Here is a 14,876-nt window from a genome sequence, read left to right on the forward strand (position 1 = left end):
TCAGAGGAAGGCGAAGGCGATCACGGTAAGCGTGAGCAGGATCACGACGTGTTTCGCCCCGTCGGCGATCGACCCCTCGCCGAGCTGGCCGGCGATCAGCCCCGAAAACGTCGCCTGGATCACGGCGGCGTGGTAGAACAGCAGCGTGTACGCCCCGGTGTCGACGCTCCCGAGGCTGCCGAACACGCCGCCGGAGACGCCGCCCGGGAGCCCGCCGCCGGTGCCGCTCAGGTTCGCGCTGTCGATCGCCGGGATGAACGACGTCGAGAGCGCGAACACGATCCCGATGAACACGAGATAGGCGATGTAGATGACCAGCATGTACGTCACCATCTCCTGGCGGCGCTCGCGCTGGAGCCGGCGGCTGGCGCGGGCCTCGTCGGCCGCGATCTCCAGCACGGGCGCGATCTCCCCGCTCGCCGTCATCGCGTTGGTGATCAGCACCGTCGCGCGGGTCATCATCGGCGAGTCGATCCGGCGCTCCATCCGGCGGAACGCCGCCCGCACGTCGGCGCCCCAGCGCACGTCCTCCCACGCCCGCTGGAGCTCCGGGCTCAGCGCGCCCAGATCCGAGCGCGTGAGTCGCTCCATGCTCTGGACGACGCTCACACCCGCGTCGTTGATGCTCGCGAAGCGGTCGAGGAAGTCGGGGATCACCCGCTCGATCGACCGCACCCGGCGCTTGTCGATCTCGTACAGCAGCGCGAACGCGCCGGTGACGAACAGCGTCGCCTCGACGACCGGGCTGTCGACCGCCCGGAGCGCCGCCAGCGGGGCGAGGGGGATCGCCCCCGCACGGACGAACACCCACCAGAGCCCGACCGGGACGGTGACGGCGAAGCTGTAGCTCGGGTTGCGCAGCAGGGTCCGGGCCGGGCTCCGCAGCCAGCCGAGCACCGACTCGTACGTCTCGTACACCGCGAGCCGTTCCCGGCTGGCCCGCCACTCGTCGGCGACCTGCCCGCCGTCGGCGCGGGCGGCTTCGGTCTCCACGTCGGTGATCCCGCTGACCTGGACCGGCGGGATCTCCGAGCGCACGTCGCCGAGCGTGCTGCTGATCGTCCTGGTCGAGCTGTCGATGTAGGCGACGAACGCCAGGCTCGCCACCGGGACGGCGAGGTACACCACCACCCGCAGGAGGTCGAGCGTGTCCTGCAGGACGAGGCCGACGACGACGAGGATGGTGATCAGGAACAGCGGGCCCGCGACGAGCACGGTGACGTACGCCTCGGCGAACGTCGACAGCAGGTCGAGATACTGGCGCTGCTGGGCCTCGGCCTCCTCCTGGTAGCGCTCGTACTGCCCCTTGAGGAAGTTCGAGAGCGACTGCCCGGAGCCGAGCACGGAGGCGAGGTTCTCCCCGAACTCCTCTAAGTTCTCGCTGGGCGTGCGGTCGGCCATCCGGTCGAGCGCGGTCAGCACGTCGGTGCCGAACGTGTTCATGTCCCTGACGGCGACGCCGATCTCCACCGCCGCCTCGCCGTACACGTCGCGGTTTCGGGTCAGCGTGTCGAGGATCGCGGGGAACGCCATCCCCGACCGGGAGAGCGCGTACACGAACGCGATCGTCCGCGGGAGCGTCGCCTCGATCCCGCTCGCGCGGTTGCTCGCCCGCTCGTCGAGCATCGCCCACCGCAGAACGTAGGTGCCGAGCGCCAGCGCCGTGCCGACGGTCGCGCTGGAGACGAACACCAGCACGAACAGGTCCGCCAGCCCGAGGTCGGTGACGCGGGTCAGGTCCGCGAGGAACCCCAGCGCGGCCGGCAGCGCAGCCCGCACGGCCTCCCCGCTGATCCGGAGCGTCCAGAGCAGCGCGGCAGCGCCGTAGACGCCGACGACGCTGCCGCTCACCCCGAACAGGAGGCTGTACAGCAGCGTCCGCGCCGCGTAGACGCGGTGGGTGGTCCGGACGTGGGCCGCACGGAGGCGGGACTGCTGGTCCCGCTTGCGCGGGCTCTCGTCGGCGACGTAGTCGCCGAACAGCGAGATCGCGACTCGGGTGACGAGTAGCTCCGCGGGCCGGGCGACGCGCTCGGCCGCGATCGGCAGCAGCAGGAGCACGGCGACGACGAGCGGGAGCGCCCAGAGCATCTCACTCCACCGTGTCGGCGAGCCCATCGCCCGCCGAGAGCTCGACGTCGGCTCGTTCGACCCGGTCCATCACGCGGTCCGGGTGGGCGTAGTACTCGTTGATCAGCGCGGTGAAGGCGCGGTAGTCGGTGATGCCGCGCTTCTGGAGGAACTCGAGGAACCGCTCGCGGTCGCGCATCTCTTGGAGCAGTTCCGAACGGCGCCAGCCACGCTCCTCCTGGATCTCCTCGAGCAGCGCGGAGTCCCGCCGGCGCACGGTGTCGGTGTCGGCCTCCCACTGGAACGCGGCGGAGTAGTCGAGCTCGCCGGTCCGCTGGTCGATGCCGCCGATCTCGCCGACGGTTTTGGTCCGGCGGACGCGCTCGTCGTCCTTCCGGGTGAGCACCTGGATCGAGATCATGTCGAGGCTCTGGACCATCGCCCGCGGGACGTTGATCGGCTCGTTCTCCAGCCGGTTGATCACGGTCTCGATCGAGTCGGCGTGCATCGTCGAGAACGTCGTGTGACCGGTGTTCATCGCCTGGAACAGCGTGACCGCCTCGGCGCCGCGGACCTCGCCGACGACGATGTACTCCGGGCGGTGACGCAGCGCCGAGCGCAGCAGGTCGTACATGTCGATGTCGGTCCCCTCGTCCAGCCGCTCGCGGGTGACCGAGGAGAGCCAGTTGTCGTGGTACAGCGAGAGCTCGCGGGTGTCCTCGATGGTGAGCACCTTCGCCCGCGGCGGGATGAACATCGACACCGCGTTCATCGACGTGGTCTTCCCCGACGCCGTCCCGCCGGCGAAGATGAGCGACTTGTTGTGCTCGATGCAGAGCCAGAAGTACGCCATCTCGCTGATCGTGAACGTGTCGTTCTCGATCAGGTCGATCGGCGTGAACGGCTCCTCGGCGTACTGCCGGATCGTGAACGCCGAGCCGCGTGGGGTGACTTCCTCGCCCAGCGCGAGCTCGGCGCGGGAGCCGTCGGGGAGCGTCGTCTCGACGATGGGGTCGCCGACGGAGATGTGGCGGCCGGACTGCTGGGCGAGCCGGATGACGTAGTTGTCCAGCGCCTCGGGCTCGAAGGAGACGTTCGTCTCGATGTCGGTGTACTCGTCGTGGTAGACGAAGATCGGGAGCTCGTAGCCGTCACACGAGATGTCCTCGATGTGGCCGTCGTTCAGCAGCGGGTCCACCTTCCCGTACCCCCGGAAGTCCCGCATGAGGTAGTACAGCAGCGAGTGGAACGTCCCCATGTCGGCGTCGACGCCGTACTGCTCGAGCAGCGTTTCCAGCTCCTCGCTGAGTAGCTCCCTGTCGGCGTCGGTGTCGGCCGCGCGGTACAGCAGCGGGTCGCGGATATCCTCGACGACCCGGCGCAGCAGCAGCCGCTCGAACTCGTCCAGGGTCGGCTCGACGGCGTGGTACTGGTGTTCGCTCGCCGCCGGGTCGTGGGTGATCACCACGTAGGCGTACGGCGCGTTCACCCAGTAGCGGTCGACCTCCTCGTGGCCCTCGGGCACGTCGAACGACGCCAGCGGCCCGTCCTCGCCCGGACGGAACGGCCGCGTCTCGAGCTCCGCGCCGCGAAGTAGCTCCAGCGTCCGGCTGATGCGCCGCTTCAGCCCCGAGAGCGTGCTACCGGTCTCCGACCCGTCGATTCGGTCCCCCGACATGCCGTAGTCGTGTGGGCTACCGGAGGGGCGGCCTTATAACTGTACGCACTGCGGCGTCGGCTGCAGTCCGCGCGCGCCGGCCGCGGGTCGGCGCGACCGAACTGTCGCAAGGCACACACGGGCGTCACGGTTTTAGGTACCCATCGCTAACCGTGCAGTACCGAATGAGGCGCGACTACTTCGAACTTGACGTGACGAACGTCGACTGGGCGGCGGAGGGTGCCGAGCCCGCCCAGCCGCTGGTCGAGATCGACTTCAGCGGCCCCGGGGAGGGGCTCCGGGAGCGCCTCAGCGACACCGACGGCGAGCTGCTCGCCGGCGACGACGTCGACGTCGCGTTCCGCCTCCAGGAGGAGCTCGTCGAGGACGCCTCCGTGCCGGGCGTCGTCGCCGTCACCAACCGCGTCACCGGGGAGTACGTCCTCGAACTCAACGAGGAGTCGGCGGACGTGCTCCGGTTCATCGAGGCCGCGCGGGCGTACACCGAGTCCGAGGACGCCGACGGCTACCGCGTGATCGTCTCGATCGACGGCGAGGAGATGGTCGAGTACGAGAAGGACACGTTCCTCGTCTACGACGCCGACGGCGAGTTCCTCCGCGAGCGCAGCCTCATCCCGCCGGGCGTCGAACTGTAACCGGCCGTCGGCTCTCTACTGCAGCTATCGCGCACGCCTCGAACAGTCGGCGCTATCAGCACCGTTCGAGCCGCGTGGAAAGTTCACACAGTCCAGAATTTGTGACCAGTCCGGAACACCCACAGTGTCGTCAGAAGGAACGCGACCGCCCTCAGTTGCCGCGGCCCTGCAGCTTCTCCTCCTCGGGGAGGTCGACGTTGGCGTCGCCGCGCATGCCGCCGCCGGCGTCGGAGGCGATCTCGAACAGCGCCTCCGGGTCGTCCCAGTTGTTGACGGCCTCGACGATCGCGCTGCCCATCGCCTGGGGGTTCTCCGCGCCGAAGATCCCCGAGCCGACGAAGATGCCGTCGCAGCCGTGGTACATCATCAGCGCGGCGTCGGCGGGGGTGGCGATCCCACCCGCGGCGAAGTTGACGACCGGGAGGCGACCGAGGTCGGCGGTCTCGTGAACCAGATCGCGCGGCGCCTCGTTCTCGCGGGCCCACATCTCGCGCTCCTCGTAGTTCATCCCCTCCAGCTTACGGATCGCGCTCTTGATGTTGCGCTGGTGGTGGACCGCCTGGTTCACGTCGCCGGTGCCGGCCTCGCCCTTGGTGCGGATCATCGCCGCGCCCTCGTCGATGCGCCGGAGCGCCTCGCCCAGGTTGCGCGCGCCGCAGACGAACGGCGCGGTGAAGTCGCGCTTGTCGATGTGGTACTCCTCCTCGGCGGGGGTGAGCACCTCGCTCTCGTCGACCATGTCGGCGCCGGCGGCCTCCATGATCTCGGCCTCCTTCCGGTGGCCGATCCGGACCTTCCCCATCACCGGGATCGAGACCTCGTCGGTGATCTCGCCGATGTCCGCGGGGTTGGCCATGCGGGCGACGCCGCCGCGCTTGCGGATGTCGGCCGGCACCGCTTCGAGATGCATCACCGCGACGGCGCCGGCGTCCTCGGCGATCCGGGCCTGCTCGCGGTTCACCACGTCCATGATGACGCCGCCTTTCTGCATCTTCGCGAAGCCCCGCTTCACGAGGTCGGTGCCCCGTTTGAGCTCCTCGATGTCGTCTACTTCGTCCATACGTTCCCTTACGGCGGACGGGACTTAAGGGGGGTGGCTTCGGCCCGTTCGGCCGGGAGTCGGCGGCGACGCCCGCGGGACCGTCCGCACCGCCACCGGCAGCCCTTTGCCGCCCCCGCCCGCTCCCTCGTCCATGACCCTGCCGGGCCTGCTCCCCCGCTCCCGCCTGCCCGACCGCGACGCGCTCCCAGGCTGGCTCGCCCCAGTCCCGCGGGCCGTCGAGGACCTCGGCCTGCGGGCGGTGTGGCTCGTCGTCCTCACGAACCTCGTCGGGACCGCGTTCGGCTTCTGGTACTACGGCTTCCACCCGCTGCCGCTCTCGGACCCGCTGATCGTCGGCCAGTTCGCCGCGGAGCCCGTGCTCGTGTGGCCGCTCGTCCCCGACAGCCCCGTGGCGACGCTGTTCATCGCGCTCGCGTTCGGCGCGTGGGCGCTGGGGCGGAACAGCGAGTACCTGAACGCGCTGGCCTTCTTCGGCTGCTGGAAGCTCGGCCTCTGGACGCCGTACGTCCTGCTCGTCTTCTCGGAGGGGTTCCGCGCGGTCAACCCGCTGCCGATGTACCTGTTCCTCCTGTGCAGCCACCTCGCGATGGTGGTCCAGGCGTTCGTGCTCCACCGGTTCTCGGACTTCCCGGTCCGCGCCGTCGCGGTCGCGGTGCTCTGGTACGGGCTGAACGACCTCGTCGACTACTTCGTCCCACTGGTGGGTACGCCCCACCACACCCTGATCCCGGGGCAGGTCGTCGGCGCCGACGGATTCCTCACGCACCCCTCGGAGATCCACCTGCTCGCGGCGGCGGGCGCGGTGGTGCTCACGCTCACGGCGACGTTCCTGACGCTGTCGACGCGGGTGAAGAAGCTGGAACTGCTCGCAGAAGCCGACCGCTAGAGCCGGCGGATCACGGCGTCGGCGACCGCGTCGGTCGTCGCCGAGCCGCCGAGATCCGGCGTTCGGGGCCCCGCCTCGAGAACGGCCTCGACGGCCGCGCGCACCTCGTTCGCCTCCTCGTCGTGGCCCAGGTGGGAGAGCAGCATCGCCGCGCTCAGCATCGTCGCCGACGGGTTGGCGACGCCCTCGCCGGCGATGTCTGGCGCGGTGCCGTGGACCGGCTCGAACAGCCCGTTCTCGGCGCCGACGTTCGCGGAGGGGAGGAGCCCGAGCCCCCCGACCAGCCCGGCCGCGAGGTCCGAGAGCACGTCGCCCGCGAGGTTGGGGCAGACGATCACGTCGTACTGGGTCGGGTCGAGCGCGAGCTTCGTCGCCATCGCGTCCATCAGTTCAGTCCCGTAGTCGGCGTCGCGCTCGTCGGCGACGGCGTCGACGGCGTCGAGGAACCGGCCGTCGGTCGTCCGCATCACGTTCGCCTTGTGCGCGACGGTCACGTCGGCGTCGCGCTCGGCGGCGTACTCGAAGCCGAACTCGGCGATGCGCCGCGAGGCGGACTCGGTGACGACCCGGGTGAGCGTCGTCACGCCCTCGCCGAGATCGCTCTCGTGGCCCGCGTAGACGCCCTCGGTGTTCTCCCGGACGAACACCACGTCCGTCTCGGGCCGGAGCGCGTCGACGCCGGGGTACGCCCGCGCCGGGCGGACGTTCGCGAAGCTGCCGACCGCCTCCCGGAGCGGGAGGATCACCTCGGCGGCCGTCTCGCCCGCGGCGCCGAACAGCGTCGCGTCGGCGCCCTCGACGGTCTCGCTCGTCGATTCGGGGAGCGGGGTGCCCCGCTCCGCTGCCACCGCGTCGCCGGCCTCGGCGTCGACGAACGAGAACTCGGGCTCGACTGCTTCGAGCACCCGGACTGCCGCCGGGACGACCTCCTGCCCGATCCCGTCGCCCGGGACGACCGCGATCTCGTCGGTCATCTATCGGTGTAGGGGAGCGAGGCGGCCGTCTCGGCGACCTGCTCGGGGTTCGACCCCAGTAGGGCGGTCGTGTCCCACTCGCCGGCCACGAGCGACTGCCGCTGGGCCGGATCGACCGCGGCGTCGATCTCGCGGTCGGCGTACGTCACGGTCTCCGCGGCCACGTCGACCGTGATCTCGGTGTCGGGCTCGGCCTCGACGCGGTCCTGCAGCGCCGCGATCGCCTCGCTGTCGGCGGTCACTGTCGGGATGCCCAGCGCGAGGCAGTTGCCCGCGAAGATCTCCGCGAACGACTCGCCGACGACGGCGTCGATCCCCCAGCGCTGGAGCGCCTGGGGCGCGTGCTCCCGGGAGGAGCCACAGCCGAAGTTGGCGTTGACCACGAGCACGTTCGCGTCCCCGAACTCGGGGTCGTTGAACGGGTGGTCGGTCGGGTTCTCGGCGACCTCGCCGCCGTCGGCGTCCGGGCCGGTGGTCTCGTAACGCTGGTCGAAGAAGGCGAACTCGCCCAGCCCCTCGAACGTGAGCACCTTGAGGAACCGCGCGGGGATGATCTGGTCCGTGTCGATGTCGTTCCCGCGGACGGGGACGCCCGTCCCCGTGACGCGCTCGACGGCCGGGGCGTCGACGCCGCCGTCGCTCGACGGGTCAGCGTCAGTCGCGGTCTCGTCACCGCTCATCGCGCCACCTCCGGGGTCGCGTCCAGTTCGCGCACGTCGGTCACTTCCCCCGTCACGGCCGCGGCGGCGACCATCTCCGGGCTCATCAGGATCGTCCGCCCGTCGGCGCTGCCCTGCCGGCCGACGAAGTTCCGGTTGGAGGAGGAGGCACACACCTCGTCGCCCTCCAGCTGGTCGTCGTTCATCCCGAGACACATCGAGCAGCCCGCCTCACGCCACTCGAAGCCCGCCTCGCGGAAGGTTTCGTCCAGCCCCTCCCGCTCGGCGGCGGCTTTCACGCGCTGGCTGCCCGGGACGACCAGCCCGCGCACGTCGTCGTGGACCTCGCGGCCCGCGACGATCTCTGCGGCCGCCCGCAGGTCCGGGAGCCGCGCGTTCGTACAGGAGCCCAGGAACGCGACGTCGACCGGGAAGCCGGCCATCGGCTCGCCGGACTCGACGCCCATGTGCGCCTGCGCGCGCTCGGCGACCGCGCGGTCCTCGGGCGGCAGCGCCTCGGGCGCCGGCACGGGCTCGGAGACGCCGGCGGTCTGGGCGGGCGTCGTCCCCCACGTCACCGTCGGCTCAATCGCGTCGGCGTCGATCGTGACCACGTCGTCGTAGGTGGCGTCGTCGCCCGAGCGGATCGACTCCCAGTACCGCTTGCGCTCCGCGAACGTCTCGGGCGAGTCCTCGAACGCGTCCGTCTCACGGAGCCACTCGTAGGTGGTCTCGTCGGGGTTGACGTAGCCCGCGCGGGCACCGCCCTCGATCGACATGTTGCAGACGGTCATCCGGCCGGGCATCGACAGCGACTCGACGGCCGGGCCGCCGTACTCGTACACGTAGCCGACGCCGCCGTCGGTGCCGAGCTCGCCGATGATCGTCAGGATCAGGTCCTTCGCGGTGACGCCGTCGCCGAGCTCGCCCGTGACCTCGATCCGGCGGACCGCCTGCTTCTCCATCGCGACGGTGCCGGTGGCGAACACGTCCCGGATCTGTGAGGTGCCGATCCCGAACGCCAGCGCGCCGAAGGCGCCGTGGGTCGCGGTGTGGGAGTCGCCGCAGACGACGGTCATCCCGGGCTCGGTCAGCCCCTGCTCCGGCCCGATGACGTGGACGATCCCCTGCCGGCCGGTGTCGGGGTGGTCGAACGTGACCCCCGCGTCGGCGACGTTCTCCTCGAGCTTCGCCATCATCGACTCCGCGGCGTCGTCGTCGTACGGGCGCTCCCGGTCGTCGGTCGGGACGATGTGGTCGACGGTCGCGTGGGTGCGCTCGGGGTAGGCGATCTCGAGGTCGCGCTCCTCGAGCATCCCGAACGCCTGCGGGCTGGTGACCTCGTGGATCAGGTGCAGGCCGACGAACAGCTGGTCCTGGCCGCTGGGGAGCCGACGGACGCGGTGGCGGTCCCACACCGCGTCGTACAGCGTCCCCTCGCTCATACGTCGGCCTCTGTGTCCGCCTCCGCGTCGTCGTCCTCCTCGACCCGTTCGACGCCGCGGTCGTACACCTGCGCCGCGTCCGGGGCGTCCTCCCGCGGCGTGTGGTCGACGTCGCCCATCGGCTCCTCGTCACGCTCGTCGTCGGGCTCGGCGTCGGCCTCGCCGCCGTCGACGACGGCGACCTTCCCGCGCTCGAACACCTGGGAGTCGCCGAACGTCTCGCCGGTCATGGGGTTGGTGTGCTGCACGTCGCCCATCGTGTGCTGGTCGGCGGCGTGCTCCTCGTCGTGTCGCTGGCTGTCGGTCTCGTGTCGATCCGTCGGGGTTCGGGTGTCGGTGTGTCGGGTCATTGTCTCAGTCGTCCGCGGGTGGGTTGGCTGCCTCTCGGTGCTCCTCCTCGCTCCAGGCGAACAGCGCGCGGAGCTCCTCCCCCACGTCCTCGATGTCGTGGGCCTTCTCGGCGCGGCGGCGCTGGCCGTACGACGGCCGGCCGGCCTGGTTCTCCGCGATCCACTCGCGGGCGAACTCGCCGTTCTGGACCTCCTCGAGCACGGTCTCCATCTGCTCGCGCGTGTGGTCGTCGACGACGACGTCGCCGCGGGTGAGCCCGCCGTACTCGGCGGTGTCGGAGACGGAGTCCCACATCTCGCTCATCCCGCCCTCGTACAGCAGGTCGACGATGAGCTTGAGCTCGTTCAGACACTCGAAGTACGCCATCTCCTCGCTGTAGCCGGCGTCGGTCAGCGTCTCGTACCCCGCCTTCACGAGCTCGGTGACGCCGCCACAGAGCACCGCCTGTTCGCCGAACAGGTCGGTCTCGGTCTCCTCGCGGAACGTGGTCTCGATGACGCCCGCGCGGGTGCAGCCGATCGCGTCGGCGTACGCCAGCGCCTCCTGCTTCGCCTCGCCGGTCGCGTCGCGGTACACCGCGAGCAGCCCGGGCGTCCCCTCGCCGTCGGCGTACTGCCGGCGGACGATGTGGCCCGGCCCCTTCGGCGCGACCATCGTCACGTCGACGTCCTCGGGCGGCTCGATCTGGTCGTAGTGGACGTTGAACCCGTGGGCGAACTGGAGCGTGTCGCCGGCCTCGAGCTCCGGCTCGATCGCCGCGTACACGTCGGGCTGGACGTTGTCCGGGACGAGCATCGACACCATGTCCGCGGCCGCGGCCGCCTCCGTCGGCGTCGCTACGGCGAGCCCGTCCTCACGGGCCGCCGACCGCGAGGCCGAGCCCTCCCGCAGGCCGACGATCACGTCGACCCCGCTCTCCGCGAGGTTCTGGGCGTGGGCGTGGCCCTGGCTGCCGTAGCCGAGTACGGCGACCGTCTTCGTCTCGATGTAGCTGTGCGTCGCGTCGTCGTCGTGGTAGATCGTGTTCTCAGTCATCGTTCGTCGGCGCCTCCGGCGCCGTTGCGTGGCTCGATGCCGCGTCGATCCGCTGTCGTTCGTAGCGCTCCTCCTCCGCGTCGGTGGTCCACTCGGTGCCGCGAGCCAGCGCGGCGGTCCCGGTTCGCGTCAGCTCCCGGACGCCGAAGCGCTGGAACGCCTCGATCGCCCGGTCGACCTCCGCGGAACTGCCCGTCACCTCGACGGTCACCGTCCCGGGCTCGGCGTCGAGGGTGCGGGCGTCGAACATCTCGGCGACCGACTCGACCGCGGCGGGCCGGTCGTCGTGGACTTTCAGCACCGCCAGCTCGCGCCGGACCGCGTCCCGGCCCAGCTCGCGGACCGAGATCACCGGCACCAGCTTCTCGAGCTGCTTCTCGACCTGCCGGACGCCCGGCTCCGGCTCCTCGATGGTGAGCGTCATCCGGGCGGTCTCGGGGTTGGTCGTCTGCCCGACGGTGAGCGAGTCGATGTCGAACCGGCGGCGGCTCACCAGCCCGGCGACCTCCGCCAGCACGCCGGGCTCGTGTTTCACCAGCGCCGAGATGGTGGTCCGGCGCTCGGGGTGGCTGGCCTCGGCGTCGGGGTCGACCCGGACGCCCTCCTTCGAGCGGCGCCCGCTGGGTCGCTCGCGCTCGTCGGGCCCGGGACCGGTCAGCCCGTCACGCTTTGCGTCGCGGTCTGCGAAGCCCCCCTCGGCTCGCTCCCGGCTCATAGCTGCCCCTCCGAGAGCGCGAAGCCACTGTTGTCGCCGCCGCTCGGGACCATCGGGTAGACGTTCTCGTCGGGGTCGATCCGGGCGTCGACGACCGACGGGCCGTCGTGGGCGAACGCCGCTTCGAGCGTGTCGGCGACCTCGTCGTACTCCTCGAGCGTGAACCCCTTCGCGCCGAACGCCTCCGCGATGGGTTCGAACTCGGGCATCCAGCCGTACTCCGAGGCGGTGTGTCGCCCCTCGAAGAACGCGTCCTGCCACTGGCGGACCATCCCGATCGCCTCGTTGTTGAGGATGATCACTGTCACGTCTAGGTTCTCCCGCGCGGCGACGGAGAGCTCCTGCAGCGTCATCATGAACGAGCCGTCGCCCTCGAAGCAGACGACCTCCCGGTCGGGCGCGGCGACTTTCGCGCCGATGGCGGCGGGCAGCCCGTACCCCATGGTGCCCAGCCCGTGGCTGGAGACCCAGGCGCGCGGGTCGCGGTACGTCCAGTACTGGGCGGCCCACATCTGGTGCTGGCCGACGCCGGTGGTGACGATCGCGTCGTCGGGCGTCGCCGCGTCGGCGGCCTCGACGACGAACTGCGGCTTCAGCGGCTCGTCCTCGGGCGCCGCGTACGTCATGGGGTACGTCGCCTCCCACTCGCGGCACTGCTCGCGCCACACGTCGTGGCCGTCGGCGTCGGATCGCGCCTCGAGCGCGTCGTGGACCTGCCCGACCACGGCCGCGGCGTCGCCGACCAGCGGGTAGTCCGCCTCGACGTTCTTCGAGATCTCGGCGGCGTCGACGTCGGCGTGGATCACCTCGGCCTCGGGCGCGAACGTCTCGATGCCACCCGTGAGTCGGTCGTCGAAGCGCGTCCCGATCGCGAACAGACAGTCGGTGTGCGAGACCGCCAAGTTCGCGGCGCCGGTGCCGTGCATCCCGGCGAAGGAGAGACAGCGCTCGTCGTCCTCCGGCACCGTGCCGATGCCGGGCATCGTCGTCACCACGGGCACGTCGAAGCGCTCGACGAACGCCCGCAGCTCCTCGCTGGCCTCGGCTTTCACCACGCCACCACCCGCGAGCACGAGCGGTCGCTCCGCCCGGGCGAGCGCGTCGGCCGCGGCGTCGACGGCTGGCTCGTCGGCGCGCTCGGGCGCCTCGTAGTACTCCGGCAGTCCGGCCTCCGGGCCGGCGTCGCTCGTCGTCTCGGCCGTCGTCGCGTCCTTCGGCAGGTCGACCAGCGTCGGGCCGGGGCGGCCAGCGGCCGCGAGTTCGACCGCCTCGCCGACGCTCGGGCCGACGGCGTCGGCCTCGCCCGCGACGTAGTTCTGCTTCGTGATCGGCCGCGTGACGCCGACGGTGTCGGTCTCCTGGAACGCGTCGTTACCCAGGAACTCGGTCGGCACCTGCCCCGTCAGCGCGACGACGGGGTCGGAGTCCATGTCGGCGTCGGCGATCCCCGTGACGAGGTTGGTCGCGCCCGGACCGGAGGTCGCCATGCAGACGCCCGGCTCGCCCGTCACCTGGCCGTAGGCGTCGGCGGCGTGGGCCGCCGCCTGCTCGTGGGCCATCGTGACGTGGGTCGGCGCCGCGTCGGCCTCCGCGAGCGCGTCGTAGACGGGCATGATCGCGCCGCCCTGCACGCCGAAGACGTGCTCGACGCCCGCCGTCTCGAGCGCGGCGATCGCGGCGTCGGCGCCGGTCGTCGCCGTGGACTGCTCGTCGTGGTCGGGTGGCTGTTCGTCGCTCGGTTCCGCTCGGTCGTCGTCGTGCCGTGGCTCCCCCTCGGTGGGTCGGGCCGCGGCGGGTGCTGGCTCGCTCATCGTGACTGGTGACTGCGGGTTCGCTGGTCGGGTGATGCGACGGTCGGTTGAGAAGCGGTGGGTGTAGGGGTCAGGCAGCCCCTACAATGATGAGCGAGACGCTGACGCCGAGCGAACCGGTGTGGCGTCGACGCGTCATGGACGGCCCGATGAACCCGACCGTGATAACTCTTTCCGCGCCGTGTCGACCCGTGACACGATCGCTGCCGCTGGGGCTGTCGCGAGGCGTCGTCGGTGGCGCGCATCAGGCCGGCCCCTCCGTGATCCGCTCGCTCTCGCGATCCACGTCGTGGGCCTCGGCGATGGCGGCGAGCGTGTCGTCGGTGATCTCGTCGCCGTCGGCGCCGCGGTCTTTCACCTCGCGGGTGACCGCGCGCACCTGCTCGTCGGTCGGGTCGTAGCCCGCGTCCTGCAGGCGCTCGCGGACGGAGTGGGTGCCGGTGTGTTTGCCCAGCACCAGCTCGCGCTCGGCGCCGACCATCTCCGGCGTCATCACCCCGGGCTCGAACGTCGCCGCGTTCTCGATGACGCCCGCGGCGTGGATGCCGGACTCGTGGGCGAACGCGTTGTCGCCGATCACCGGCGCGTTCGCCGGCTGGTCGACGCCGCTGCGCGCCTCGACGGTACGGGCCAGTTCCGTGATCTCCGTGGTGTCGATCCCGGTGTCGGCGCCGTAGACGCTCTCGGCGGCCATGACGACCTGCTCGAAGGCGGCGTTGCCGGCACGCTCGCCGATGCCGCCGACGGAGACCTGCGCCTGGTCGGCGCCGGCCTCGAAGCCGGCCAGCGCGTTCGCGCTCGCGAGCCCGAAGTCGTCGTGGGTGTGCACGTCGATCCGCGCGTCAGTGTGCTCCCGGATCGACCGGATCAGGTCCGCGAACCGGTCGGGGGTCGCGACCCCGCAGGTGTCCGGGACGTTGATCCAGTCGGCGCCGGCCGCCGAGACCGCCTCGATCACCTCGAACAGGTAGTCGGGGTCGGTTCGGGTGGCGTCCATGGGGGAGAACATCACTTCGGCCCCGGAGTCGGCCGCGCGCTCGACGTTCGCGACCGTGCGCTCGAGCACGGCCTCGCGGCTGGCGTGCATCGAGTCCTCGATCTGCACGTCGCTGGTCGACGCGAACGTGTGGACCATGTCGACGCCGGCGTCGATCGCGGCCTCGACGTCCTCCTCGACGACGCGGGCCAGCCCACACACCGTCGTGTCGGCGGCCGACGCCACGTCGCGGACCGCCGCGAACTCCGCGTCGGAGTTCACGGGGAAGCCCGCCTCGATCACGTCGACGCCCGCGCTGTCCAGCGCGGCGGCTATCTCGCGTTTGTCCTCGTAGGAGAACGACGTACGGGGCGACTGTTCACCGTCTCGCAGGGTGGTGTCGAAGATCCGAGCTTTGGCGAACTCGGGATCAGTTCTCAGCGTGCCCTGGGAGAACTCGATCCGCCGGGGATTCCGACGCTCCCTCGATATCGTGAGTCATTGCGTCCCACGCTATCCCGTGCCGTGGCATAAACCTGTCGCCCCGATCCATCACGGTTAATAGGGATGGTCACTTA

The 14,876-nt window shown here is 70.9% G+C and carries 13 protein-coding genes; 2 read left to right on the forward strand and 11 right to left on the reverse strand.

Going from position 1 to position 14,876, the window contains the following annotated elements:
- Together ACP95_RS11105 and ACP95_RS11110 are read right to left on the reverse strand one after the other, a co-directional pair.
- A complete protein-coding gene (locus ACP95_RS11105) occupies window positions 1-2,091 on the reverse strand; it encodes a type II secretion system F family protein (protein ID WP_049981270.1) in 2,091 nt (696 codons plus the stop codon).
- 1 nt (window position 2,092) lies between these two features.
- Window positions 2,093-3,748 carry a type II/IV secretion system ATPase subunit gene (locus ACP95_RS11110; RefSeq protein WP_049981271.1) on the reverse strand — a complete coding sequence of 552 codons (1,656 nt, stop codon included), beginning with the start codon at window positions 3,746-3,748 and terminating at the stop codon, window positions 2,093-2,095.
- Between the two features lie 164 nt (window positions 3,749-3,912).
- Here ACP95_RS11110 and ACP95_RS11115 point away from each other — a divergent pair, with 164 nt between their 5' ends.
- Window positions 3,913-4,383 (forward strand): DUF5793 family protein, encoded by a 471-nt coding sequence (locus ACP95_RS11115; RefSeq protein ID WP_049981272.1) that lies wholly within the window; start codon window positions 3,913-3,915, stop codon window positions 4,381-4,383.
- Window positions 4,384-4,534: 151 nt separating this feature from the next.
- On the opposite strand, the gene pdxS is transcribed toward ACP95_RS11115, so the two are convergent.
- Complete coding sequence (gene pdxS / locus ACP95_RS11120; RefSeq protein ID WP_049981273.1) at window positions 4,535-5,443, reverse strand: pyridoxal 5'-phosphate synthase lyase subunit PdxS; 909 nt, start codon at window positions 5,441-5,443, stop codon at window positions 4,535-4,537.
- 133 nt (window positions 5,444-5,576) lie between these two features.
- Here pdxS and ACP95_RS11125 point away from each other — a divergent pair, with 133 nt between their 5' ends.
- Entirely contained in the window at window positions 5,577-6,332 is a 756-nt protein-coding gene (locus tag ACP95_RS11125; protein ID WP_049981274.1) for a DUF1405 domain-containing protein, read from the forward strand.
- On the opposite strand, the gene ACP95_RS11130 is transcribed toward ACP95_RS11125, so the two are convergent.
- The 8 genes from ACP95_RS11130 to ACP95_RS11165 all read right to left on the reverse strand — a co-directional run bounded on the left by ACP95_RS11130 (window position 6,329) and on the right by ACP95_RS11165 (window position 14,790).
- On the reverse strand, window positions 6,329-7,306 hold the full coding sequence (locus tag ACP95_RS11130) for an isocitrate/isopropylmalate dehydrogenase family protein (protein WP_049981275.1): 978 nt from the start codon (window positions 7,304-7,306) through the stop codon (window positions 6,329-6,331). The genes ACP95_RS11125 and ACP95_RS11130 overlap by 4 nt on opposite strands.
- Window positions 7,303-7,986: a 3-isopropylmalate dehydratase small subunit gene (leuD, locus tag ACP95_RS11135; protein ID WP_049981276.1), complete on the reverse strand. Its 684-nt coding sequence runs from the start codon at window positions 7,984-7,986 to the stop codon at window positions 7,303-7,305. Before leuD ends, ACP95_RS11130 begins: the two co-directional genes overlap by 4 nt.
- On the reverse strand, window positions 7,983-9,410 hold the full coding sequence (gene leuC, locus ACP95_RS11140) for a 3-isopropylmalate dehydratase large subunit (RefSeq protein WP_049981277.1): 1,428 nt from the start codon (window positions 9,408-9,410) through the stop codon (window positions 7,983-7,985). Before leuC ends, leuD begins: the two co-directional genes overlap by 4 nt.
- Window positions 9,407-9,760 carry a hypothetical protein gene (locus tag ACP95_RS11145; protein ID WP_321163001.1) on the reverse strand — a complete coding sequence of 118 codons (354 nt, stop codon included), beginning with the start codon at window positions 9,758-9,760 and terminating at the stop codon, window positions 9,407-9,409. The genes leuC and ACP95_RS11145 overlap by 4 nt, the downstream gene beginning before the upstream one ends.
- Before the next feature lie 4 nt (window positions 9,761-9,764).
- Window positions 9,765-10,796, reverse strand: a complete 1,032-nt coding sequence (gene ilvC / locus ACP95_RS11150; RefSeq protein ID WP_049981278.1) for a ketol-acid reductoisomerase — start codon at window positions 10,794-10,796, stop codon at window positions 9,765-9,767.
- A complete protein-coding gene (ilvN, locus tag ACP95_RS11155; RefSeq protein WP_049981279.1) occupies window positions 10,789-11,511 on the reverse strand; it encodes an acetolactate synthase small subunit in 723 nt (240 codons plus the stop codon). Before ilvN ends, ilvC begins: the two co-directional genes overlap by 8 nt.
- Window positions 11,508-13,322 (reverse strand): biosynthetic-type acetolactate synthase large subunit, encoded by a 1,815-nt coding sequence (ilvB, locus tag ACP95_RS11160; RefSeq protein WP_049981280.1) that lies wholly within the window; start codon window positions 13,320-13,322, stop codon window positions 11,508-11,510. Before ilvB ends, ilvN begins: the two co-directional genes overlap by 4 nt.
- Before the next feature lie 244 nt (window positions 13,323-13,566).
- Entirely contained in the window at window positions 13,567-14,790 is a 1,224-nt protein-coding gene (locus tag ACP95_RS11165) for a LeuA family protein (RefSeq protein WP_082224669.1), read from the reverse strand.
- Window positions 14,791-14,876: the final 86 nt, after the last annotated feature.

This window comes from Halolamina rubra (assembly GCF_000739555.1).
GTDB lineage: Archaea > Halobacteriota > Halobacteria > Halobacteriales > Haloferacaceae > Halolamina > Halolamina rubra.

Bases quoted from the DNA above. Each gene is read 5' to 3' on its own strand.
- ACP95_RS11125 (WP_049981274.1), top strand. From the start codon at position 5,577: ATGACCCTGCCGGGCCTGCTCCCCCGCTCCCGCCTGCCCGACCGCGAC.
- ACP95_RS11105 (WP_049981270.1), bottom strand. From the start codon at position 2,091: ATGCTCTGGGCGCTCCCGCTCGTCGTCGCCGTGCTCCTGCTGCTGCCG.
- leuD (WP_049981276.1), bottom strand. From the start codon at position 7,986: ATGAGCGGTGACGAGACCGCGACTGACGCTGACCCGTCGAGCGACGGC.
- pdxS (WP_049981273.1), bottom strand. From the start codon at position 5,443: ATGGACGAAGTAGACGACATCGAGGAGCTCAAACGGGGCACCGACCTC.
- ACP95_RS11130 (WP_049981275.1), bottom strand. From the start codon at position 7,306: ATGACCGACGAGATCGCGGTCGTCCCGGGCGACGGGATCGGGCAGGAG.
- leuC (WP_049981277.1), bottom strand. From the start codon at position 9,410: ATGAGCGAGGGGACGCTGTACGACGCGGTGTGGGACCGCCACCGCGTC.
- ACP95_RS11115 (WP_049981272.1), top strand. From the start codon at position 3,913: ATGAGGCGCGACTACTTCGAACTTGACGTGACGAACGTCGACTGGGCG.
- ilvN (WP_049981279.1), bottom strand. From the start codon at position 11,511: ATGAGCCGGGAGCGAGCCGAGGGGGGCTTCGCAGACCGCGACGCAAAG.
- ilvB (WP_049981280.1), bottom strand. From the start codon at position 13,322: ATGAGCGAGCCAGCACCCGCCGCGGCCCGACCCACCGAGGGGGAGCCA.
- ilvC (WP_049981278.1), bottom strand. From the start codon at position 10,796: ATGACTGAGAACACGATCTACCACGACGACGACGCGACGCACAGCTAC.
- ACP95_RS11145 (WP_321163001.1), bottom strand. From the start codon at position 9,760: ATGACCCGACACACCGACACCCGAACCCCGACGGATCGACACGAGACC.
- ACP95_RS11110 (WP_049981271.1), bottom strand. From the start codon at position 3,748: ATGTCGGGGGACCGAATCGACGGGTCGGAGACCGGTAGCACGCTCTCG.